This is a genomic window from Agrobacterium sp. 22-209-1 (assembly GCF_053522485.1).
Genome location: NZ_JBNWCH010000010.1, coordinates 102,161 through 125,554 on the forward strand (window position 1 = coordinate 102,161; position 23,394 = coordinate 125,554).

Annotated in this window: 20 protein-coding genes; 13 read left to right on the forward strand and 7 right to left on the reverse strand. The window is 59.8% G+C overall.

What is annotated here, in order from left to right; genetic code table 11:
• Position 1: 1 nt before the first annotated feature.
• Entirely contained in the window at positions 2–463 is a 462-nt protein-coding gene (locus ACQZ48_RS19560) for an Lrp/AsnC family transcriptional regulator (RefSeq protein ID WP_077984799.1), read from the reverse strand.
• Positions 464–630: 167 nt separating this feature from the next.
• On the opposite strand from ACQZ48_RS19560, the gene ACQZ48_RS19565 reads away from it, so the two are divergent.
• The 10 genes from ACQZ48_RS19565 (at position 631) to ACQZ48_RS19610 (ending at position 15,305) form a co-directional block, all read left to right on the forward strand.
• Positions 631–1,344, forward strand: a complete 714-nt coding sequence (locus ACQZ48_RS19565; RefSeq protein ID WP_448729213.1) for an aspartate/glutamate racemase family protein — start codon at positions 631–633, stop codon at positions 1,342–1,344.
• Positions 1,345–2,115: a class II glutamine amidotransferase gene (locus ACQZ48_RS19570; RefSeq protein WP_077984798.1), complete on the forward strand. Its 771-nt coding sequence runs from the start codon at positions 1,345–1,347 to the stop codon at positions 2,113–2,115. It begins immediately after the preceding gene.
• Between the two features lie 485 nt (positions 2,116–2,600).
• Positions 2,601–5,063 carry a glycogen/starch/alpha-glucan phosphorylase gene (locus tag ACQZ48_RS19575; RefSeq protein ID WP_137412494.1) on the forward strand — a complete coding sequence of 821 codons (2,463 nt, stop codon included), beginning with the start codon at positions 2,601–2,603 and terminating at the stop codon, positions 5,061–5,063.
• Positions 5,063–7,270, forward strand: a complete 2,208-nt coding sequence (gene glgB / locus ACQZ48_RS19580; RefSeq protein WP_077984796.1) for a 1,4-alpha-glucan branching protein GlgB — start codon at positions 5,063–5,065, stop codon at positions 7,268–7,270. Before ACQZ48_RS19575 ends, glgB begins: the two co-directional genes overlap by 1 nt.
• 21 nt (positions 7,271–7,291) lie before the next feature.
• On the forward strand, positions 7,292–8,554 hold the full coding sequence (glgC, locus tag ACQZ48_RS19585; protein WP_077984795.1) for a glucose-1-phosphate adenylyltransferase: 1,263 nt from the start codon (positions 7,292–7,294) through the stop codon (positions 8,552–8,554).
• 5 nt (positions 8,555–8,559) lie between these two features.
• Positions 8,560–10,002 carry a glycogen synthase GlgA gene (gene glgA / locus ACQZ48_RS19590; RefSeq protein WP_448729214.1) on the forward strand — a complete coding sequence of 481 codons (1,443 nt, stop codon included), beginning with the start codon at positions 8,560–8,562 and terminating at the stop codon, positions 10,000–10,002.
• Positions 10,003–10,006: 4 nt separating this feature from the next.
• A complete protein-coding gene (locus ACQZ48_RS19595; RefSeq protein WP_448729215.1) occupies positions 10,007–11,635 on the forward strand; it encodes an alpha-D-glucose phosphate-specific phosphoglucomutase in 1,629 nt (542 codons plus the stop codon).
• A gap of 106 nt (positions 11,636–11,741) precedes the next feature.
• A complete protein-coding gene (gene glgX / locus ACQZ48_RS19600) occupies positions 11,742–13,697 on the forward strand; it encodes a glycogen debranching protein GlgX (protein WP_448729216.1) in 1,956 nt (651 codons plus the stop codon).
• A gap of 54 nt (positions 13,698–13,751) precedes the next feature.
• Positions 13,752–14,240 (forward strand): MaoC family dehydratase, encoded by a 489-nt coding sequence (locus ACQZ48_RS19605; RefSeq protein WP_137412499.1) that lies wholly within the window; start codon positions 13,752–13,754, stop codon positions 14,238–14,240.
• 21 nt (positions 14,241–14,261) lie between these two features.
• The gene (locus ACQZ48_RS19610) at positions 14,262–15,305 is read left to right on the forward strand and encodes a DUF2332 domain-containing protein (protein ID WP_448729217.1); all 1,044 of its coding nucleotides are present in this window, start codon (positions 14,262–14,264) and stop codon (positions 15,303–15,305) included.
• Here the strand turns inward: ACQZ48_RS19610 and ACQZ48_RS19615 are convergent.
• From ACQZ48_RS19615 to ACQZ48_RS19635, 5 genes are read right to left on the reverse strand one after another with little or no spacing between them, the layout of a single operon-like run.
• Complete coding sequence (locus tag ACQZ48_RS19615; protein WP_269824596.1) at positions 15,302–15,856, reverse strand: sarcosine oxidase subunit gamma; 555 nt, start codon at positions 15,854–15,856, stop codon at positions 15,302–15,304. The two genes, ACQZ48_RS19610 and ACQZ48_RS19615, sit on opposite strands and share 4 nt — an antisense overlap.
• Positions 15,849–18,809 (reverse strand): sarcosine oxidase subunit alpha, encoded by a 2,961-nt coding sequence (locus tag ACQZ48_RS19620; protein ID WP_448729218.1) that lies wholly within the window; start codon positions 18,807–18,809, stop codon positions 15,849–15,851. Before ACQZ48_RS19620 ends, ACQZ48_RS19615 begins: the two co-directional genes overlap by 8 nt.
• Positions 18,806–19,120 carry a sarcosine oxidase subunit delta gene (locus tag ACQZ48_RS19625; protein ID WP_137412503.1) on the reverse strand — a complete coding sequence of 105 codons (315 nt, stop codon included), beginning with the start codon at positions 19,118–19,120 and terminating at the stop codon, positions 18,806–18,808. Before ACQZ48_RS19625 ends, ACQZ48_RS19620 begins: the two co-directional genes overlap by 4 nt.
• A gap of 11 nt (positions 19,121–19,131) precedes the next feature.
• Positions 19,132–19,542, reverse strand: coding sequence for a hypothetical protein (locus ACQZ48_RS19630; RefSeq protein ID WP_162520537.1), 411 nt, complete (start codon positions 19,540–19,542; stop codon positions 19,132–19,134).
• Complete coding sequence (locus ACQZ48_RS19635) at positions 19,542–20,795, reverse strand: sarcosine oxidase subunit beta family protein (protein ID WP_059756984.1); 1,254 nt, start codon at positions 20,793–20,795, stop codon at positions 19,542–19,544. The genes ACQZ48_RS19630 and ACQZ48_RS19635 overlap by 1 nt, the downstream gene beginning before the upstream one ends.
• Positions 20,796–21,112: 317 nt before the next feature.
• Here ACQZ48_RS19635 and rpsU point away from each other — a divergent pair, with 317 nt between their 5' ends.
• Complete coding sequence (rpsU, locus tag ACQZ48_RS19640) at positions 21,113–21,340, forward strand: 30S ribosomal protein S21 (protein WP_003508541.1); 228 nt, start codon at positions 21,113–21,115, stop codon at positions 21,338–21,340.
• A 133-nt stretch (positions 21,341–21,473) separates the two neighbouring features.
• Positions 21,474–22,373, forward strand: coding sequence for a tetratricopeptide repeat protein (locus ACQZ48_RS19645; RefSeq protein ID WP_077984786.1), 900 nt, complete (start codon positions 21,474–21,476; stop codon positions 22,371–22,373).
• 70 nt (positions 22,374–22,443) lie between these two features.
• Here the strand turns inward: ACQZ48_RS19645 and ACQZ48_RS19650 are convergent, their stop codons facing one another.
• The gene (locus tag ACQZ48_RS19650) at positions 22,444–22,710 is read right to left on the reverse strand and encodes a DUF6074 family protein (RefSeq protein WP_448729219.1); all 267 of its coding nucleotides are present in this window, start codon (positions 22,708–22,710) and stop codon (positions 22,444–22,446) included.
• 341 nt (positions 22,711–23,051) lie between these two features.
• Here ACQZ48_RS19650 and ACQZ48_RS19655 point away from each other — a divergent pair, with 341 nt between their 5' ends.
• The gene (locus tag ACQZ48_RS19655) at positions 23,052–23,330 is read left to right on the forward strand and encodes an exopolysaccharide production repressor protein (RefSeq protein ID WP_374638166.1); all 279 of its coding nucleotides are present in this window, start codon (positions 23,052–23,054) and stop codon (positions 23,328–23,330) included.
• Positions 23,331–23,394 lie beyond the last annotated feature (64 nt).

The window sequence follows — 23,394 nt, forward strand, 5'->3', positions numbered from 1 at the left end:
CTCAGATATGTGTCGTCGGCAGCGAAGACGACAGCTTCACCGTCTCCATGGAGATATAGGCGGACATGTCGTAAAGCTCGACGCGGCGCAGGATCTGTTTGTAGATCGTGTCGTAATATTCGACATTCGGCAGCACCAGTTTCAGAATATAGTCGAAATTGCCGGTCAGCCGGTGAACCTCGACAATTTCGGGTATGGTGCTGACGGCGGCATGGAACCGGTCCAGCCAGTCCTCCGCATGCAGGCCGGTTCTGACCAGCAGGAAAACCGTGGTCGGCAAGTTGATCTTGCGACGGTCGAGCAGCGCCATCGTACCCGTCACATAACCTTCCGCCCGCAGCCGCGTGATGCGCCGCGAACAGGCGGACAGCGACAGCGCCACTTCCTCCGCAATGTCGGCGAGCGGCGTTTCTGCATTTTCCTGGAGAATCGCAAGGATTCGGCGGTCGCGATCATCAATCATCGTTAAAGAATGCACAGGTTAACGCAATAGCGCAATAAATTTGCGATTTTCATAGAAAGAACGCCCTGATTTTGCATATATATCGTGAAATCCTTGCAAAAACGCATGCCGTTTTCGCCCCGACGATGGCATTCTTATTTTCAATCAAACTCGATAAGGGAATTCTTATGAAACGGATCGGCCTGATCGGCGGCATGAGCTGGGAATCCACCGCAACCTATTACCGCATGATCAATGAGGCCGTGCGCGACAGCCGCGGCGGGCTGGTGTCGGCCGACATCGTCATGCATTCGCTCGATTTTTCCGAGGTCGTCGCCCTTCAGAAGGCCGATCGCTGGGATGAGGCAGGCGCACTTCTGGGTGATGCCGGTGCGCGCCTTGCCAATGCGGGCGCCGATTGCGTGCTGATCTGCACCAACACCATGCATCTTGTCGCTGAAACCGTAGCGAAAATGTCCGGCGTGGCGCTTATCGATATCATAGACGAAACCGCCGCTGCCCTGAAAGCGGACGGACGCCGCAAGCCGCTTCTGCTCGCCACCCGCTACACGATGGAACATGGTTTTTACACCGAGCGCATGCGCCGCCATGGCGTCGAAGTGATCGTGCCCGATGCGGAAGACCGGGCTGCGATCCACGACATCATCTTCGGCGAACTCTGCCGGGGCGAAATCAAGTCCTGCTCGCGCGAGCGCTATCTCGCGGTCATCGAGAAGGCCCGCGCACTTGGCGTCGATTCCGTCATTCTTGGCTGCACCGAGATTTCGCTGCTGATCGATCCCGATGCCCTGCCGCTGCCGGGTTACGATTCGACCGCAATTCACGCGAAGGCCGCCGTTGGCTTCGCGCTCGGAAACAAGGCCCTGAACAGAGCCGCATGAATGTGCCGCCTCTTTGCCTATTCCGGTAAACCCGTCTGGCTCGACAGCCTGCTGATCGAGCCGGAAGCATCGCTGGTCAGCCAGTCCATGGCCGCAAGGGAAGCGAAAACCGTCGTCAATGGCGATGGTTGCGGCCTTGGCTGGTATGGCGAACGCGGAACGCCCGGCGTCTTTCGCGATACCAGACCCGCCTGGTCGGATGCCAACCTCGCGGCACTCTGTCACCAGCTTCGTTCGGGCATGTTCATGGCCCATGTCCGCTCCGCCACGTCGGGCGAAGTATCCCGCGCCAATTGCCACCCATTTGCGCATGGGCAATATCTCTTCATGCATAACGGCCAGATCGGCGGTTACGAGCAGATAAGGCGCGATATCGACTCCCTTATTCCCGATGATATCTATGCATCCCGGCGCGGCACCGGCGACAGCGAAGCTATTTTCCTCATCGCCGCCGGCCTCGGCCTTGATGCCGATCCGGTACGCGCCATTTCCACCGCGCTTCGCCTCTGTCAGGAAAAGATGATCGCAGCGGGCGTCTCCTCCGCCCTGCGCTTCAGCGCCGTGCTGATGGACGGCGATTGCGTGCATGCCTTCCGCTGGTCTAGCGATGACAAGCCACCGACGCTCTACTGGCGTGGGTTGGAAGAGGGTATTGCGCTGAGTTCAGAGCCCTTTTCGTTTGATTGCACCCCATGGTGCGCCGTTCCACCCAATACCTGCGTAACGATCCGCGCCGGGGAAATGATGACGCGGCCTTTTTGCCTCGGGTGAACACGGCGATATCGCCCGGTTTCACGCCGCCGCCACCGGCAACAGGTGCGGCTGCGGCGAAGGCCTATTTATTTTCATTGAATTGTTACAGCCGCGAAGGCTAGTGTGTGATCCTAAGTATCAGACCGAACCCGCTAAGCGGTTTTCGGCCCGGTGTTTAAAACAGGATACATTGAGCGAAACAGATTTCAGGACCGGTGAACCATTTAAAAGTGTTGCAGCCTCTTTCCCTTTTTTGAACGATGCCCGGCATCGCAATGACCACGCAAACCTTTTCGGTAACGGCGGATAAAGGGCCGGCAATGCCTTGCGCGATCCTTGGGATGCGGAAGAAAAGGTCTTATTTTTCATAATCCTAAGCCGCTCAACTTTCCGCGAAAATTGCTGTTGCCACACCTCCATATCGATGCATAAACTGGCATCAGCAAAGGCAACACGGATCGACCTCTCAGACCCTCTCCTCCCACCAAGGTGCTGACCGACCAATGATCAATAACCTCAACACCGCCGATCTTCCCCGCCCCGCCCCGCGCAGTTCCAACCCGGAAATCATGGCCGCGGAAATCATCGAACGACTGACCTATCGCATCGGCAAGGACGTCAAGGTCGCCAAGCCCCATGACTGGCTGACCGCAACCATCCTCGTCGTGCGCGACCGCATCATCGACAAGTGGATGGAATCCACCCGCAAGGCCTATGCCAACAATTCCAAGCGCGTTTATTATCTGTCGCTGGAATTCCTGATCGGCCGCCTGATGCGCGACGCCATCTCCAATATCGGCCTGATGCATGAAATTCGCGATGCGCTGTCCTCGCTCGGCGTCGATCTTGACGTTATCGCCGGGCTGGAGCCGGATGCCGCACTCGGCAATGGCGGCCTTGGCCGTCTAGCCGCCTGTTTCATGGAATCCATGGCGACCGTCGACATTCCCGCCTATGGCTACGGCATCCGTTACGTGCACGGCCTCTTCCGCCAGCAGATGGCGGATGGATGGCAGGTGGAACTGCCGGAAACCTGGCTTGCGCATGGCAACCCCTGGGAATTCGAGCGACGCGAAAGCTCTTATGAAATCGGCTTCGGCGGATCGGTGGAGACGATCGGCGGTTATGAAGATCCGCAGCGTTTCGTCTGGAAACCGGCCGAACGCGTGATCGCCATGGCCTATGACACGCCGGTCGTCGGCTGGCGCGGCACCCGCGTCAATACGCTCCGCCTCTGGTCCGCGCAGCCGATCGACCCCATTTTACTGGCCGCCTTCAACGCCGGCGACCATATCGGCGCATTGCGCGAGAGCAACAAGGCGGAAAGCCTGACACGGGTTCTCTACCCTGCCGACGCGACGCCGGCCGGTCAGGAACTGCGCCTCAGACAGGAGTTCTTCTTCTCCTCCGCCTCGCTGCAGGACATTCTGCGCCGTCACCTCCAGCAATATCCGGACTTCACTTCGCTGCCCGAGAAGGTCTCGATCCAGCTCAACGACACGCATCCGGCGATCTCCATCGCCGAAATGATGCGTCTTCTGTGCGATGTGCACGGTCTGGAATTCGAGGAGGCGTGGAAGATCACGCAGGGCACCTTCTCCTACACCAACCACACGCTTTTGCCGGAGGCGCTGGAAAGCTGGCCGGTGCCGCTGCTCGAGCGTCTTTTGCCAAGACATATGCAGATCGTCTATGCGATCAACGCCAACACGCTGCTTTTCGCCCGCAAGGAAAAGAAGATGGCGGATCAGCAGATCCGTTCGATCTCGCTGATCGACGAAGGCGGCGAGCGTCGCGTGCGCATGGGCAATCTCGCCTTTATCGGCTCACATTCCATCAACGGCGTTTCCGCCCTTCATACCGATCTGATGAAGGAAACGGTCTTTGCCGATCTGCACAGCCTTTACCCTGACCGTATCAACAACAAGACCAATGGCATTACGCCGCGCCGCTGGCTGATGCAGTGCAATCCGGGCCTCACCAGCCTGCTGCGCGAGGCGATCGGCGACGATTTCCTCGACGATGCGGAAAAGCTGACAGCACTCGACCGTTTCGCCGACGATGCCGGTTTCCGCGAAAAATTCGCCGAGGTGAAACGTCTGAACAAGGTGCGGCTTGCCAATACGGTAGCGCAGCGCATGGGCATCCGCGTCGACCCTTCGGCCATGTTCGACATCCAGATCAAACGTATCCATGAATATAAGCGCCAGCTTTTGAACCTCGTGGAGACGGTCGCGCTTTACGACCAGATCCGTTCTCACCCGGAACTGGATTGGGTGCCGCGCGTTAAGTTCTTCGCAGGCAAGGCGGCGCCGAGTTATCACAACGCGAAGCTGATCATCAAGCTTGCCAATGATATTGCCCGGGTCATCAACAACGATCCGGCCGTGCGCGGGCTTCTGAAAGTGGTATTTATTCCGAACTACAATGTCTCGCTGGCCGAAATCATGGTTCCCGCCGCCGATCTTTCCGAACAGATATCGACGGCCGGCATGGAAGCCTCCGGCACCGGCAATATGAAATTCGCACTCAACGGCGCGCTCACCATCGGCACGCTCGATGGCGCAAATGTCGAAATGCGCGATCATGTCGGCGCGGAGAATATCGTCATCTTCGGAATGACGGCGGATGAAGTGGCCAAGGCGCGCGCCGAAGGCCACAATCCCCGCGCGATCATCGAAGGATCGGCGGAGTTGTCGCAGGCGCTGTCTTCCATCGCCTCCGGCGTCTTCTCGCCGGATGACCGCTCCCGTTTCGCCGGCCTGATCGACGGTATCTATAACAGCGACTGGTTCATGGTCGCCGCCGACTTCGACGCCTATGCCAATGCACAGCGCGAGGTGGACGCGATCTGGAGCGATCCGGACAGCTGGTATGCCAAGACAGTGCGCAACACGGCGCGTATGGGCTGGTTCTCGTCCGACAGGACGATCCGCCAATACGCCACCGAGATCTGGAGAGCCTGATGAAAAAACCGCTCAATTCGGCCGAAGAGAAAAAGACTGGCGATATCACGAAGGCTGAAATCGAGGCGATCAAGAGCGGTTTGCATTCCAATCCCTTTGCCCTTCTCGGCGTTCACGAAACGCCGGAAGGATTTTCCGCCCGCTGTTTCATTCCCGGCGCCGAGGAGGTTTCCGTCCTGACGCTGGACGGAAACTTCGTGGGCGAATTAAAGCGGCTCGATCCCGACGGCTTTTTCGAAGGCCGGATCGATCTTTCAAAGCGCCAACCGGTGCGGTATCGCGCCAGCCGCGACGATGCCGAATGGGCGGTGACCGACCCTTACAGTTTCGGCCCGGTTCTCGGACCGATGGACGATTATTTCGTTCGCGAAGGATCGCATCTGCGGCTCTTCGACAGGATGGGCGCGCATCCGCTGAAGCTCGAGGGCGTCGAGGGTTTCCACTTCGCCGTCTGGGCGCCCAATGCGCGGCGCGTTTCCGTTGTCGGCGATTTCAACAATTGGGATGGCCGACGGCATGTCATGCGTTTCCGCAAGGATACCGGCATCTGGGAAATCTTCGCGCCTGACGTCTATGCCGGCTGCGCCTACAAGTTCGAAATCCTCGGCGCAAACGGCGAGCTCCTGCCGCTGAAGGCGGACCCCTATGCGCGGCGCGCCGAGTTGCGGCCGAAGAACGCCTCCGTTACCGCGCCTGAACTCACCCAGGAATGGGAAGACCAGGCCCATCGGGAACATTGGGCGCAGGTGGACCAGCGCCGCCAGCCTATCAGTATCTATGAGGTGCATGCCGGCTCCTGGCGGCGGCGCGAGGACGGCACGTTCCTGAGCTGGGACGAACTGGCCGCCGAGCTCATTCCCTATTGCACGGATATGGGCTTCACCCACATCGAGTTCCTGCCGATCACCGAACATCCCTATGACCCTTCCTGGGGTTATCAGACCACTGGCCTTTACGCCCCGACTGCCCGTTTCGGCGATCCGGAAGGTTTCGCCCGTTTCGTCAACGGCGCCCATAAGGTCGGCATCGGTGTTCTGCTCGATTGGGTTCCCGCGCATTTTCCGACCGACGAGCACGGGTTGCGCTGGTTCGATGGCACCGCGCTTTACGAACATGCCGATCCGCGCCAGGGTTTCCATCCCGACTGGAACACGGCCATCTACAATTTCGGCCGCGTCGAGGTGATGTCCTACCTCATCAACAACGCGCTTTATTGGGCCGAGAAATTCCATCTCGACGGCCTGCGTGTCGATGCGGTCGCCTCGATGCTCTATCTCGATTATTCCCGCAAGGAAGGCGAGTGGATCCCCAACGAATATGGCGGGCGCGAGAACCTGGAATCCGTCCGCTTCCTGCAGAAGATGAATTCCCTCGTTTATGGCACCCATCCGGGCGTCATGACCATTGCCGAGGAATCCACCTCCTGGCCGAAAGTATCGCAGCCCGTCCACGAGGGCGGCCTCGGTTTCGGTTTCAAGTGGAATATGGGCTTCATGCACGACACGCTCAGTTATTTCTCGCGTGAGCCGGTGCATCGCAAGTTCCACCATCAGGAGCTGACCTTCGGCCTGCTTTACGCCTTCACCGAAAATTTCGTGCTGCCGCTGTCCCACGACGAGGTTGTGCACGGCAAAGGATCGCTGATCGCCAAAATGTCCGGCGATGACTGGCAGAAATTCGCCAATCTGCGGTCCTATTACGGCTTCATGTGGGGTTATCCCGGCAAGAAGCTGCTGTTCATGGGGCAGGAATTCGCGCAGTGGAGCGAGTGGAGCGAGAAGGGTTCGCTCGACTGGAACCTGCGCCAATATCCGATGCATGAGGGCATGCGCCGCCTCGTGCGCGATCTCAACCTCACCTATCGATCCAAAGCCGCCCTGCACGCCCGCGATTGCGAACCCGACGGCTTCCGCTGGCTGGTGGTCGATGATCACGAGAACTCCGTCTTTGCCTGGCTGCGCACGGCGCCCGGCGAAAAACCGGTGGCCGTCATCTGCAATCTGACACCGGTCTATCGGGAAAACTATTATGTGCCGCTGCCCCAGGCGGGGCGATGGAGGGAGATTCTCAACACCGATGCCGAAATTTATGGCGGCAGCGGCAAGGGAAATGGCGGGCGCGTTCAGGCGGTCGATGCCGGAGGAGACATCGGGACAATGCTCGTCCTGCCACCGCTCGCGACGATCATGCTCGAGCCGGAAAACTGACAGACACAGAGGGAGGACACCATGTCGGAAAAAAGAGTTCAGCCTTTGGCACGCGATGCAATGGCCTATGTCCTCGCAGGCGGCAGAGGAAGCCGCCTGAAGGAGCTGACGGACCGCCGGGCAAAACCCGCCGTCTATTTCGGCGGCAAGGCGCGCATCATCGATTTCGCGCTCTCCAACGCGCTCAATTCCGGCATTCGCCGCATCGGCGTCGCCACGCAATACAAGGCGCACTCGCTCATCCGCCACCTGCAGCGCGGCTGGGACTTCTTCCGTCCCGAGCGTAACGAAAGCTTCGATATTCTGCCGGCCTCCCAGCGCGTTTCCGAAACGCAATGGTATGAAGGCACGGCCGACGCCGTCTACCAGAACATCGACATCATTGAGCCCTATGCGCCGGAATATATGGTCATTCTCGCCGGCGACCATATCTACAAAATGGATTACGAATACATGCTGCAGCAGCATGTCGATTCCGGCGCCGATGTAACGATCGGCTGCCTTGAAGTGCCGCGCATGGAAGCGACCGGCTTCGGCGTGATGCATGTGAATGAAAAAGACGAGATCATTGATTTCATCGAAAAACCGGCCGATCCGCCGGGCATTCCCGGCAATGAAGGCTTCGCGCTCGCCTCGATGGGCATCTACGTCTTTCACACGAAATTCCTGATGGAAGCGCTGCGCCGCGACGCCGCCGATCCGAGCTCCAGCCGAGACTTCGGCAAAGACATCATTCCCTACATCGTCGAGCACGGCAAAGCCGTCGCCCATCGCTTCGCGGATTCCTGCGTGCGTTCCGATTTCGAGCATGGCCCCTACTGGCGCGACGTCGGCACCATCGATGCCTATTGGCAGGCCAATATCGACCTGACGGATGTGGTGCCGGACCTCGATATATACGACAAATCCTGGCCGATCTGGACCTATGCGGAAATCACACCGCCGGCGAAATTTGTGCACGATGACGAGAACCGCCGCGGCTCGGCCGTGTCTTCGGTCGTCTCCGGCGATTGCATCATTTCCGGCGCCGCCCTCAACCGCAGCCTCCTCTTTACGGGTGTGCGGGCTAATTCATATTCCCGCCTTGAGAATGCCGTAGTACTGCCAAGTGTGAAGATCGGGCGTCACGCCCAGCTCAGCAATGTCGTCATCGACCATGGCGTGGTCATTCCGGAAGGACTGATTGTAGGAGAAGACCCAGAACTGGATGCCAAACGTTTCCGCCGCACTGAAAACGGCATTTGCCTTATCACCCAATCGATGATCGACAAGCTGGACCTGTAGAGCCCATGAATGTCCTTTCGGTTTCATCCGAAATCTATCCCCTGATCAAGACCGGAGGGCTCGCCGACGTTGTTGGCGCACTCCCCATCGCGCTGGAAGCCCATGGCGTCACGACGCGCACATTGATACCCGGATATCCGGCGGTGAAAGCCGCCGTGACGGATCCCGTCAAATGCTTCGAATTTACCGATCTGCTCGGCGAAAAAGCCGATGTGCTCGAAGTGCGGCATGAGGGACTGAACCTCCTCATTCTTGACGCGCCCGCCTATTACGAGCGCTCCGGCGGCCCCTATCTCGACCAGACCGGCAAGGACTATTCTGACAACTGGAAACGCTTCGCGGCGCTTTCCCTGGCCGCCGCCCGCATCGCCGCCGATGCGCTTCCCGGTTGGCGGCCGGATATGGTGCATGCCCATGACTGGCAGGCCGCAATGGCGCCGGTCTATATGCGTTATGCCGAAACGCCCGAGATTCCGAGCCTTCTCACCATCCACAACATCGCCTTTCAGGGCCAGTTCGGCGCGAATATCTTCAGCAAGCTTGGCCTCCCCGCCCATGCCTTCGGCATGGAAGGCATCGAGTATTACAACGATGTGAGCTTCCTGAAGGGCGGCCTGCAGACGGCAACGGCGCTCAGCACCGTCAGCCCGTCCTATGCCGAGGAAATCCTCACCCCGCAATTCGGCATGGGCTTGCACGGCGTCATCGGCAGCCGCGCCCATGTACTGCACGGCATCGTCAACGGCATCGATGCCGACGTCTGGAACCCGGCCACCGATCACCTGATTCACGACAATTATTCAGCCGCCAATCTCAAGAACCGTGCGCTGAACAAGAAGGCGGTCGCCGAACATTTCCGCATCGACGATGATGACAGCCCGCTTTTCTGCATCATCTCCCGCCTCACCTGGCAAAAGGGTATCGACCTCATGGCGGAAGCCGTGGACGAGATCGTTTCCCTTGGCGGTCGCCTCGTGGTGCTGGGCGCGGGGGAAGTAGCGCTGGAGGGCGCGCTTCTGGCGGCGGCGCCCCGCCACCATGGCCGCGTCGGTGTCGCTATCGGTTATAACGAGCCACTCTCGCACCTGATGCAGGCGGGCTGCGATGCGATCATCATTCCCTCTCGTTTTGAACCCTGCGGCCTCACCCAACTTTACGCGCTGCGTTATGGCTGCATTCCGGTCGTCGCCCGCACCGGCGGTCTTGCCGATACCGTGATCGACGCCAACCATGCCGCCATCGCCAATAAATCGGCGACCGGCGTGCAATTTTCACCCGTCACGCTCGATGGTCTGAAACAGGCGATCCGCCGGGCCGTCCGTTATTACCACGACCCGAAACTGTGGACACAAATGCAGAAACTCGGAATGAAATCCGATGTTTCCTGGGAAAAGAGCGCCGGTCTTTACGCCGCGCTTTACAGCCAGCTTATTTCGAAAGGCCATTGAAACAATGATCAAGACCGTTCAGACGAAGCCCTATCAGGACCAGAAGCCGGGCACTTCAGGCCTGCGCAAGAAGGTGCCGGTCTTCGCCCAGGAAAATTACGCCGAGAACTTCATCCAGTCGATCTTCGACGCGCTTGAAGGCTTTGAAGGACAGACGCTGGTGATCGGCGGCGACGGCCGCTATTACAACCGCGAAGTCATCCAGAAGGCGATCAAAATGGCTGCCGCCGCCGGTTTCGGCAAGGTGCTGGTTGGTCAGGGCGGCATTCTCTCCACGCCGGCCGCCTCCAACATCATCCGCAAATACAAGGCCTTCGGCGGCATCGTTCTTTCCGCCAGCCATAATCCCGGCGGCCCGAACGAAGATTTCGGCATCAAATACAATATCGGCAATGGCGGCCCCGCGCCGGAAAAGATCACGGACGCGATCTATGCCCGCTCGAAGATCATCGACAGCTACAAGATTTCCGATGCCGCCGATATCGACCTCGACAAGATCGGCAGCTTCAAGGTGGATGAGCTGACAGTCGAGGTGATAGACCCGGTCACAGACTATGCCACCCTGATGGAAGAACTGTTCGATTTCGACGCCATCCGTGCGCTCATCGCTGGCGGCTTCAGCGTCGTCATCGACTCCATGAGCGCTGTCACCGGCCCCTATGCGGTGGAAATCCTCGAAAAGCGTCTCGGCGCGCCGAAGGGCTCCGTCCGCAATGCAACGCCGCTGCCGGATTTCGGCGGCCACCATCCAGACCCGAACCTTGTCCATGCCAAGGAGCTTTATGACGATGTGATGAGCCCGCAAGGCCCCGATTTCGGCGCGGCCTCCGACGGTGACGGCGACCGCAACATGGTTGTCGGCAAGGGCATGTTCGTCACCCCATCAGACAGTCTCGCCATCATCGCCGCCAATGCGAAACTGGCGCCCGGTTATGCCGCCGGCATTTCCGGCATCGCCCGCTCGATGCCGACAAGTGCTGCAGCCGACCGCGTCGCCGAAAAGCTCGGCCTTGGCATGTACGAGACACCGACCGGCTGGAAATTCTTCGGTAATCTCATGGATGCTGGCAAGGTAACGATTTGCGGCGAGGAAAGCTTCGGCACCGGCTCCAACCATGTGCGAGAAAAGGATGGCCTTTGGGCCGTGCTCTACTGGCTGAACATTGTCGCCGCCCGCAAGGAAAGTGTGAAGGACATCGTCACCAAGCACTGGGCCGAATATGGCCGCAACTATTATTCGCGCCACGACTATGAGGAAGTGGATTCGGATGCGGCGAACACGCTGGTCGCCACCCTGCGCGAAAAACTCGCCACACTTCCCGGCACCAGCTATGGCAATCTGAAGGTCGCGGCGGCGGATGATTTTGCCTATCACGATCCGGTCGATCAGTCGGTCAGCAAAAATCAGGGCATCCGCATCCTGTTCGAAGGCGGCTCGCGCATCGTGCTTCGCCTCTCCGGCACGGGTACTGCGGGCGCCACGCTTCGCCTCTATGTCGAGCGTTACGAGCCGGATGCGGCCCGCCACGGTATCGAAACCCAGGAGGCGCTTGCCGACCTGATTTCCGTTGCCGATACCATCGCCGGCATCAAGGCTCATACCGGCCGCAACGCACCGAGCGTTATTACGTAAGGGCTTGCCGCCCGCTCATGAGGGACGCACTGAAAGCGTCCCTCACTCGGCCTTGCCTCCCTGCTCCATTCTGGAAGAGAAACACCATTTCCCGGAGAGACCGACCATGCAGACACCTTCCGTTTTCCCCAAAGGCGCAATCCAGACGGAAAACGGAACGGAATTCACGGTCTACTCCCGGCACGCCTCGCAGATCGATCTCTGCCTTTTCGATACGAAGGGCGAAAAAGAAACGGCGCGTTTGCCGATGGCGCGCGGTGAAGATGACGTTCACCGGTTGACCGTCTCCGACGCAGGCCCCGGCACGCGATACGGCTTTCGCACTCACGGCATTTACGCCCCTGAACACGGCCTCTGGTTCGATCCTGCGAAACTGCTGCTCGACCCCTATGCCACGGAGATCGACCGCCCCTTCCGGCACGACCCCGCGCTTTACGCCTTTGGTGCGGAAACCGGCGGGATCATGCCGAAAGCGATCCTTTCGCAATATGAGCCGGTCAGGCGTCAACCGCCGCTTTTTGCCGAAGGCGGGCTGATTTACGAACTCGCCGTCAAATCCTTTACCCGGCTGCATCCTGAAGTGCCGGAAGAGATCAGGGGCACCGTTGCCGCACTTGCGCATCCCGCCATTGTCGCGCACCTGAAAAAAATCGGCGTCGATGCGGTGGAGTTGATGCCGATCACCGCATGGATCGATGAGCGCCACCTGCCGCCGCTCGGCCTTTCCAATGCCTGGGGTTATAATCCCGTCGGTTTCATGGCACTCGATCCGCGCCTCTGCCCTGGCGGCGTCCGGGAATTGCGCGACACGATTGCGGCACTGCATGCGCAAGGCATCGGCGTCGTTCTCGACCTGGTCTTCAACCATACGGGTGAAAGCGATATCGAAGGCTCGATCCTGTCGCTGCGGGGACTCGATAACCTCACCGCCTTCCGCCACCCGCCGGGAAAGCCGGGCGTGCTGGTCAATGACACCGGCACCGGCAACACGGTTGCCTGCGACCACCCCTATGTTCGCCAGCTCATCATCGATTCGCTGCGGCATTTCGTTCTCAATGCCGGCGTGGATGGCTTCCGTTTCGATCTTGCGCCGGTGCTCGGGAGGACGGCCGCGGGTTTCGACATGGCGAGCGAGACGCTGGCCGCGATGCATTCGGACTCGGTGCTTTACGACCGCCTGCTGATCGCCGAACCCTGGGATATCGGCCCCGGCGGTTATCAGCTCGGCAATTTCCCAGAAAGTTTCCTGGAATGGAACGACCGCGCCCGCGATGACATGCGCCGTTTCTGGCGTGGAGATGCTGGCACGACGGGGGCGCTGGCCAATGCCCTGTCCGGCTCCTCGCCGATCTTTTCCCGCCATGGCCGCCTGAAAAGCCGCAGCGTCAATTTCCTTGCCGCCCATGATGGTTTCACCCTGTTCGATCTCGTCAGCCACGAACACAAGCACAATGAAAAAAACGGCGAGAACAATCGCGACGGGCATAACGACAACCATTCCTGGAACAATGGTTTCGAGGGATTGACCGACGATCCCGCCATTGTCGCCGCTCGCCTTGCGGATGTAAAAGCGCTGCTTTCCACGCTTTTTGTCAGCCGCGGCACCCTGATGTTGACGGCGGGTGACGAGGGCGGCCGCAGTCAGCAGGGCAACAACAACGCCTATTGCCAGGACAATGACATCAACTGGGTCGACTGGTCTTCGCTTGTCCCCGAACTGATCGATCACACGGCATTTCTCGCAGCGCTTCGCAAACGCTTCGGCGTCTTTTCCGAGACCGGCTTCTTTTCCGGCAGCGGCGATGTGACATGGCTTGCTCCGGGCGGGGAGCCCATGACGATTGCGGACTGGGAAAGCCCGAATGGACCCGCCTTCGCCATGGTGCTTTCAACGTCGGACCGGGAAACGGGCGACGAGGTCGAGCTTGCGGTTCTCATCAATCGCGGTCGCGAGGTCGTTCCTTTCACGCTGCCCGGCGATGGCTGGCATGCGATCGGCACGGATTTCGGCAATCCCGCCTTCCTGCCCGCCCGTTCCGTGGTGTTTTATCTGCGCAGTTGATCCCTTCGCGTCGCCAGCCGTATAAGTCCCTGGAAACAATGCGGACGAGGTAACATGACAAAAGAAATTGCGCTGGCGGAGATGAAAAATCTGGTCGGTACGGAAATGGGCGTTTCCGACTGGATCACCGTCGACCAGACGATGATAAACGCCTTCGGGAAAGCGACACTGGATGAACAGTTCATCCATATGGACCCTGAGCGCGCCCGTGCTGAAAGCCCTTTTGGCGGCACCATCGCCCATGGTTTCCTGACGCTGTCGCTGCTTTCGGCGCTGAATTACGATGCCCTGCCCCGTATTCGCGAACAGACCATGGGCATCAATTACGGCTTCGATACCGTCCGTTTCGTGACGCCGGTCAAAAGCGGTGCGCGGGTGCGCGGCCGTTTCACGCTGGCGGAAGCGCGTTTTCGCGGTGCGGCCATGCTGATGACGACTTATGACGTGACGGTGGAAATCGAAAACGAAAAAAAGCCGGCGCTTACCGCCCGCTGGACCACCATCAGCCAGTTCAACCCGGAAGACAGGCCGGAAGACGCCTGAACGCAAAAAGGGAGACACCGCATGCATGACGAAGCCGTAAGGAACGCGTTTCTCGTGCAGGCAAAGGCCTGCGACAGCCTCGGCTCTCCCTTTACCGCACGGCTTTGTCGCGCCGTGGCCGCAAGGCTCGACCGCCAGACGGAAGTGGGGGAGACAATCCTGTCCTGGCCCGGCGATGTCGGCCCCTCCGGTGATTCCGTTCCCCTGCGGCTGGCGGGCGCCCTGCATGCGCTCGCCATCGAGGAAAAGATCGCGCCGCTTGCCGATATTGCGCCGGAAGACGAAGAAGCGCTCTGGCAGGCCTGCGCCAGCGCCCTTCGTTTTCATTCGCCCTTCATCCTCGCAAGGTTGAAATCACCGCCGCAGACCAACGAGGTTCGCCGTTCCGCCGTTCTGCTGCCGGGCTTTCTTTCGATAGCGGCGCTGACCGGCAAGCCGCTCGTGCTGTCCGAGGTGGGTGCAAGCGCCGGGCTTAACCTGCAATTCGACCGATACCGCTATCGTCTCGATGACTTTGCATGGGGCGAACAATCCGATGTCTTCCTGTCGCCGGAATGGCGCGGCAACACCCCGCCGGATGGCCGGATCGAGGTTATCGAGCGTGCCGGAGGCGACCTCAACCCGCTCGACCCGTCATCCGCCGAAGATCGCCTGCGGCTGATGTCCTATGTCTGGGCCGATCAGACAGACAGGCTGGAGCGAACCGCCGCCGCCCTGCGGATAGCCGTAGAACATGGTCTGCATGTCGAGAAGGCGGACGCGGTCGACTGGCTGAAACGCCGCCTTGCCAGGCAATATCCGGGTGCTGCCCATGTCGTCTATCACTCAGTCGCCTGGCAATATCTGCCCGATGCGTTGAAGGAGGCCGGCGAGGCTGTAATTAGCGAAGCCGGAGACCGCGCTACGCCGGATGCCCCGCTTGCCCGGCTGCAAATGGAGGCAGACGCGACGCCGGGCAGCGCCGCCATTACCCTTCAGATCTGGCCGACCGGCGAGAAGCAGGAAATCGGCCGGGCCGATTTCCATGGGCGATGGGTGGAATGGCGAGGCTGGATGGCGGGTTAAACCGCCACGTCCTCGGCCGCCTCCTGCAACAGCCCGCCGACATATTCGGCAAAGGAACGCCAGCATTCCACCCGGAACGTATCGTCCGCCGTGCGCAGCAGCACCACTTCCGCCTTACCGAAAACCGTGCGTGAGCAGGCGCCCACCGGGAACCGTGCCGGAGACAGGTCCTGCGGGCAGCCGGCATTGAGTGCTGCTTCCGCGCCTGGGCCGGAGACGATGACGGCTGTGTTGCGGTGGGAAACATCGGTTGCGGAAAACAGCCCGGAGACGCCGGCAAGCGCAGCCATCAGGTCGCTTTCACCCTGATCGATCACCAGCCATTCATCCGGGCCAAGCCATAGAGCCGAGCGCAGACCCGACGTGACGGAGCCTTTCGGGCTGGTGGGCAGAGCAAGGCCGAGTGCCTCCGAGAGCGCCGGTACGGCACTTTCCCGCGCCCGCAGCGACAGCCGCGAGGCGGAGGCGGCGGTTTTCAGCGAAACGAAAGGCGAGCCGCCGTGAAAATCCTCAAGCACGGATTTGCGTTTTGCGTGCAGCATGTCAGCCATTGAGACGGGCTCCTTCCTTGTCGAGGAAGACCATGTCGGTCACTTCGACGGCAATGGTTTTATCGGCAAGCGGAATATAAAGCGTTTCACCCATGCGCGCCCTGCCATCCGCCACCAGCGCAAAAGCGATGGAATGGCCGAGATTTTCCGACCAGTAGGCCGAAGTGACATGGCCGAGCATGGTCATCGGCTTCGGCTGATTCGGATCGGCAACGATCTGTCCGCCTTCGTCAGGCACGGTCAGTCGGTCTTTCGTCTTCAGACCGACGAGCTGCTTGCGGCCGGTGCGCGTCAGGTCAATGCGTTTCAGGCCGCGAATGCCGACGAAATCCGTCTTCTTCTTGGAAACGGCCCAGGCAAGCCCGGCATCGTCAGGGGTCACCGTACCGTCCGTGTCCTGACCGACGATGATATAGCCCTTTTCCGCACGCAGGATATGCATGGTCTCGGTGCCGTAAAGGCAGCCGCCCACGGCTTCCGCCCTTTCGCGGATCGCCGACCAGACGGCTGCGCCATAATCGGCGGGCACATTGATTTCGAAACCGAGTTCGCCGGTGAAGGAGACGCGGAAAAGCCGCGTCGGCACGCCGCAGAACTTGCCCTCGGCCACCGCCATATGCGGGAAGGCTTCCGGCGACAGATCGATGCCCTCGACGAAGGGCGCGATAACCTCGCGCGCCTTCGGCCCCTGCACGGCAATGACAGCCCATTGCTCGGTGGCCGAGGTGAGCCAGACATTGAGATCGGGGAATTCGGTCTGAAGATAATCTTCCATATGCTGGAGAACGCGCGGCGCGCCGCCCGTCGTCGTCGTGACATGAAAACGGTCTTCGGCAAGGCGCCCGACGACACCGTCATCGTAAAGGAAGCCGTCTTCGCGCGTCATGATACCATAACGGCAGCGGCCGGGCTTCAGCGTATCCCAGGCATTGGTGTAGATGAGGTTCAGGAACTTCGCCGCATCCGGGCCAACCACCTCGATCTTGCCGAGGGTGGAGGCATCGAACACCCCGACACTCTCCCTCACCGTCTTGCACTCGCGGTTGATCGCCTCATGCATGTCCTCACCCGCACGCGGGAAGAACCAGGCACGTTTCCAGTTGCCGACATCTTCGAACACCGCACCCGCCGCCAGCTCTTCCTCGTGCATCGGCGTCTTGCGGGTGGGGTCAAACAGCGCGCCGCGCGAATGGTTGATGAGCGTGCCGAAGGTGACCGGCGTATAGGGCTGGCGGAAGGTGGTGAGACCGACCTTGGGCAAATCCCGGCCGAGCGCTTCCGATGCGATGGCGAGGCCATGCATGTTCGACATCTTGCCCTGATCGGACGCCATGCCATTGGTGGTGAAGCGCTTGATGTGTTCGACGGAATGCATGCCCTCGCGCACGGCAAGGCGGATATCCTTGGCGCAGACATCGTGCTGGAAATCGATGAAGGCCTTGACGCCGGTGCCCTCGCCTGCGCCTTCGGCCGCACCGATCATGCCGCCCGTCCATGCCCGGGCATTTTCGCCGGAGAATTCCACCGAACCGCCCCCAGCAGCTGCCGCTTCGGCAATGATCGCGGAAAGATCGTCCGTGCCGTTGCATGCGCCGATGGAGACGCAGTTCTGCACATGGATATCAGGCAGGAAACGCTGATTAGCCGCGTCAAACTTCAGCTTGCCGCGCGATTGCGAGAAGAGATGCACCGACGGTGTCCAGCCGGCGGAAACGACAAGCGCATCGATGGCGATCTTGCGCTTGTTGGAGCCGCCATTGCGGCCAACGGTCATGGAAGAGACGCGCAGGCGGCCGGCGGTGTTGTAGACGCTGTGGCCCGCCAGCACCTCGATGCCGAGCGCCCGGGCCTCGTCCAGCAGACGCTGGTCCGGATTTTCGCGGCAATCGACGATGGCGGCGATCTTCACGCCCGCCTTCTTCAGGTCGAAGGCCGTCTCATAGGCCGAATCATGCGCAGTGTAGACACCGACATTGTGACCGACGGCGACGCCGTACTGGTTGAGATAGGTGCGGGCCGCCGAAGCCAGCATGATGCCGGGGCGATCATTATTGGCGAAAACCATGTGGCGCTCGATCGCGCCTGCCGCGAGCACGACCTTCTTGGCGCGCACCTGCCACAGCCGCTCACGCGGCTGGTGTCTGGCGGGCGTGGCGAGATGATCGGTGACGCGCTGCGCCAGCGCCACGAAATTGTGGTTGTAGTAACCGAAGGCCGTCGTGCGGGTCAGAACCCGGACGTTGGGCATGGATTGCAGTTCGGCAAGAACCTTCTGCGCCCACTCGTAGCCGGGCAGGCCGTCGATCACCGCACCGGTGTCGAAGCGCAGCGCGCCGCCGACTTCGGCATTTTCATCCACCAGAATGACGCTGGCACCGGTTTTTGCCGCGGCAAGCGCCGCCGTCAGGCCGGCGACGCCGGCGCCGGCCACCAGCACGTCGCAATGGGCATAACGGCCGGAATAATGATCCGCATCCGGCTCGCTCGGCGCTTTTCCGAGACCAGCGGCGCGGCGGATCAGCGGTTCGTAAATCTTATGCCAGGCGGCCTTCGGCCACATGAAGGTCTTATAATAAAAGCCCGCTGCGAACATCGGCGAGAGAAGATCGTTGACGGCGCTCAGATCGAAGGAGAGTGACGGGAAACGGTTCTGCGAGGCGATGATCGCGCCGTCGAAGACTTCCTGCACCGTGGCGCGCACGTTGGGTTGCTTGCGCAGGCTGTCGCGGGAGACGTCGATCAGCGCATTCGGTTCCTCCGGCCCGGCGGACAGGAAACCACGCGGGCGGTGATATTTGAACGAGCGGCCGATCAGATGCACGCCATTGGCCAGCAACGCCGACGCGACGGTATCGCCTTCCAACGCCGGATAGATCTTGCCGTCGAAGGTGAAACGGGCGGTTCTGGCCGGGGTCAGCCGGCCGGCACCCTTTATACGATAATCGCCGCTCATTGCCCGGCTCCCTTTTCTGCGGAAAGGACCGTCTCAGTATCCGGTTTCGGTTCACCCGCCCTGTAGGTCATCAAGAACTTGTCGCTGACTGAATCGCGGGCGGCGTTGAAGAAGCGGCCGCAGCCGTGAATGTGACGCCAGCGCTCGAAAACAAGGCCCTTGTCATTGTCGCGAATGAAGAAATATTCCGCGAAGGCCTCATCGGAGATATCGGCAATGTTTGTCGGACGCGCGATATGGGCTTCGCCCGACCAGCGGAATTCCAGTTCGGAACGGTCTTCCCCGCAATAGGGGCAATGGATCAGAAGCATCGTCGCTCCACCTAGAGAGAGTTTTCCGGAAGTATGGTTCCGGCGGGTTGGTCACACAGCCGCTTTCCCATGGCTACGAAAGGGGAAAGCCGCTTTAAAAGCTGCTCGAAATTATCGAAGGGACGCAGCGCCGAGGCCCGGCCCATATTGACGATGGCGACCGCCATCATGTCGGTATCGATCGCGAAAGGGTAATCCTGCTCGCCATCCTCCTTCTCGCCGACAAAATAAACCATCTTGTTTGCGAGACTGGGAGCACAGAGAAGCAGGCCTTTTTCCGCCGCGAACGGCCAGTCTTTCTCGCCCTGCATCTTCGCAATCTTCTGACTGCGAAAATCCCTGGCCTCGGGAATGACGCTGCCGGCGGGCACGGCCGCAACCGCGCCTGATATGTTGATCGCAAGCATGGCCGCCGCCAGCATCAATGCGCCACCGCGGCAGCGGCAGCCTCATCGATCAGGCGGCCGGTACGGAACCGGTCGAGCGTCAGCCCGGCCGCCAGGCGATGCGGTTCACCGCGGGCGATGAGATGCGCGAAGAGATTGGCCGAACCCGGCGTCGCCTTGAAGCCACCCGTGCCCCAACCGCAATTGACGAAGAGGTTTTGCACCGGCGTCACGCTCTGGATGGCGGAGCGGTCGGGTGTGTTGTCGGTGATGCCGCCCCATTGGCGCATCATCTTGACACGGCGGAAAATCGGGAAGAGTTCGCAGATGGCGTCGAGCGTATGGGTGATGATCTGCAAACCACCGGTCTGCGAATAGGAATTATACTGGTCGGTGCCAGCACCGATCACCAGCTCGCCCTTGTCGGACTGCGAAATATAGGCGTGCACCGTGTTGGACATGACCACGCAGGGGAAGATCGGCTTCAGCGGCTCCGACACCAGTGCCTGTAACGGATTGGAATGCAGGGGAACGCGGACATCAGCCATTTTCATGATGACGGAGGAGTGGCCGGCGGCGGAAACCCCGATTTTTTTCGCGCCGATGAAACCGCGATTGGTCTCCACACCCGTCACCGCTCCGTCCGGCCCACGGCGAATACCCGTGACCTCGCAGTTCTGGATGATGTGCACGCCGCGATCCGAGGCCGCACGGGCATAACCCCAGGCCACCGCATCGTGGCGAGCCGTGCCGCCGCGGCGCTGGAGCGCTGCGCCATTGATCGGATACCGCGCATTGCCTGAGATATCGAGCGGCGGGCAATAGGCTTTCGCCTGCTCCGGCGTCAGCCATTCATTGTCGATGCCATAAAGTCGGTTGGCATTGATATGGCGGCTGAAGGACTGCCGGTCGTGAATATTGTGCGACAGCATCATCACGCCGCGCGCCGAATACATGACGTTGTAATTGAGATCCTGGCTCAGGCCTTCCCACAGTTTCAGGGAATGCTCGTAAATATCCATGCTCTCTTCATAGAGATAGTTGGAGCGGATGATGGTGGTGTTGCGGCCGGTATTGCCGCCGCCAAGCCAGCCTTTTTCCAAAACTGCGACATTGGTAATGCCGTGTTCCTTGGCAAGGTAATAGGCCGCTCCGAGACCATGTCCGCCACCACCGATGATGATGACATCATAGTCCTTGCGCGGTTCGGGCGAGGCCCATTGCGCATCCCACCCTTTGTGACCCCTGAGCGCCTCACGCGCCACGGCAAAAACGGAATATTTGCGCATTCGCAATCTGCTCCTCAAGAACCGGCCAGAGGCCGTAAAGATAGTCCCGGCCCATATCATACACATGGCAAATCGGGAGGGGAGGCAATATTCATTTTGCGACGTCGCAATGATTTTGTTTCGACATTGCGGGACGAACGCGGGACAGCCCGTATTTTGCAGGCGGATTATGCGCTACCGGCTGGACTTGGCGCAAATGATCTGTTATTGCACGTCACCAATCGCCCAGCTGGACAGCCGGACGAACCATTTTTCGTTTGCGTGCGAATGCCTTTATTCTCACAGCAAGATAACCAAACTAAAGGAACGGGTTTAACGTGCAGGTACTAGTCCGCGACAATAACGTTGATCAGGCGCTTCGCGCCCTCAAGAAAAAGATGCAGCGCGAAGGCATTTTCCGTGAAATGAAAATGCGCGATTATTACGAAAAGCCCTCCCAGAAGCGCGCCCGCGAAAAGGCTGAAGCCGTTCGCCGCGTTCGCAAGCTGGCACGCAAGCGTGCACAGCGCGAAGGTCTGGTTGCAGGCCCCCGCGCAGGCCGTTAATAGGCCGTCTTTTGGACGTTTTTGAATGCTTGTTGGGCGGGGGCGATCAATTCGCCGCCGCTTTTTGTGTTTGTGGCCGGAGAATGTTCTTGAGAACGATCGTGAGACCGGCCTGCGAGGGAACCCACACCGAATGATCGCTGTCGACGCCTGTGTTGTGAAAAACGCCGATGCCTCCGCGCGCCGGTTGCCACTGAAAAACAACAGAGGGTTCCGCGCTTCTCTGGTCGTCTGCACCATCCTTGCCGGTCTTTCCGGCTGTGCGACATCCAACCAGACGGAAGATGTGTTCCGGATCGACCGCGCCCAGGGCTCGCAGGAAAACATCGCCTCGCTCACCTCGGTCATCAACGCCAATCCGCAGGACCCTGAAGGTTACAATGTTCGCGGTTCGGCCTACGGCCGCGCCGGCGATTCGCGCCGCGCCATCGAGGATTTCAACAAGGCGCTGCAACTCAACCCGCGCTTTTACCAGGCCTATGCCAACCGCGCGCTGGTTTACCGCAATAGCGGCCAGCAGCAACAGGCCCTTCAGGACTACAACGCTGCTCTGCAGATCAATCCGAGCTACGATGTGGCGCTCATCGGACGTGGCAATCTTTACCGCCAGTCGGGCCGCGTGAACGAAGCCTTCAACGATTTCTCCCGCGCCATCGAGCTGGAAACAACCGACGGGCGCGCCTGGCACAATCGTGGCCTGATCTACCAGCTGCGCAACCAGCATGCCCAGGCCATCGAGGACTTCTCCAAGGCGATCTCGCTGTCATCGACGTCGCCCGAGCCCTATAATGGCCGCGGCCTTTCTTATGTCGCGCTGAACGACGATGAAAACGCCTTCGCCGATTTCAACCACGCGATTTCGCTTGATGGTAATGTGGCGGAATCCTGGGCCAACCAGGCGCTGGTCTATGAGCGCCGCGGTGAGATGGCCAAGGCTGCCAAGTCCTATGCGCATGCGGCGCGACTCGATCCTAAATACAAGCCCGCACTGGATGGCGTTGCCCGCACGCGCGGCGCCGCTAGCGCCTCCTGAGGCGTACGGAACCAACAAAAAGCCGGCTGGGTTATAACCCGCCGGCTTTTTTATTGAAGAAAAAGAACCATCAATTGCTGTCGCGGCGTGCCTCGGGCGTGGCGTCCCCCGCCCACAATTCAGCCTGCACGGCGTTTTGAAATTCCATGACCTCGCGCCGCATGGCGGCGTCCTCATAGCCAAGCGCCGTCAAACGGGCGGCCAGTTCACGGCACTCCCTGCGCCAGAAATCATTCGCCTCCACACCATGCAGCCGGTCGAGCATGGTTGCACATCGTTTTACGTCGGCAATGCGGTTCTTTGCCGGAAAGGCGATTACTTCTGAACTCGTCGTCACGCGGGCACCCTGCTCTTCGAGGAATCAATACCGACTTTTTAAAGGCGAGATGGTTAACGAAGTCTGCAGAGCGTGACAGACAACCCGCAAGGGCCGCCCGCAGCACAGTTCTGGCGCTTCCAGACGCAGGAGCCGGTGTGGTCAGGCAGGCCTGATCGGCGCGAATCGGCAGTTATGGAGGAATTTACCAATCCAGATTACCGAAATTTCATGCCGCAACCGTTAGAAGAACTATATATGTGTGTTGAAACAGCACCGGTCTCATCGTATATTTCTTGCAAAGAAAAAAAATGCCGCAGCGCAGTCAAAAATGGAGAAATCGTTCTCGGGAGGAGAGCACCATGTATGCACCTCGTGTCTTTTTCAGCATGATCGGTGCATTGCTTGCCTTTGCGGTTGGCACGTATTTCATCCACGGATCATTCTATACCGCATTCATCCAGACGCTCATCTGTGCAGTCATTCTGCAAATCGGCTATTTTATTGGAATTCTGGTTCTCGTCGCCCGAGAAAAACGGCGGATGCGGGAAACCTTTTCGCGTGATCGCAGCGCCGAGACCATTGCGGCGGAACCGGCAAAAAGCGCCCCGCCGCACGGCGCCAAACTCACCGATATGTAAGCTTTTACGCAGCTTCTTTTATTGCGCTGCAAAAAATCGCTTGCATCCATACGCCTGACACTTT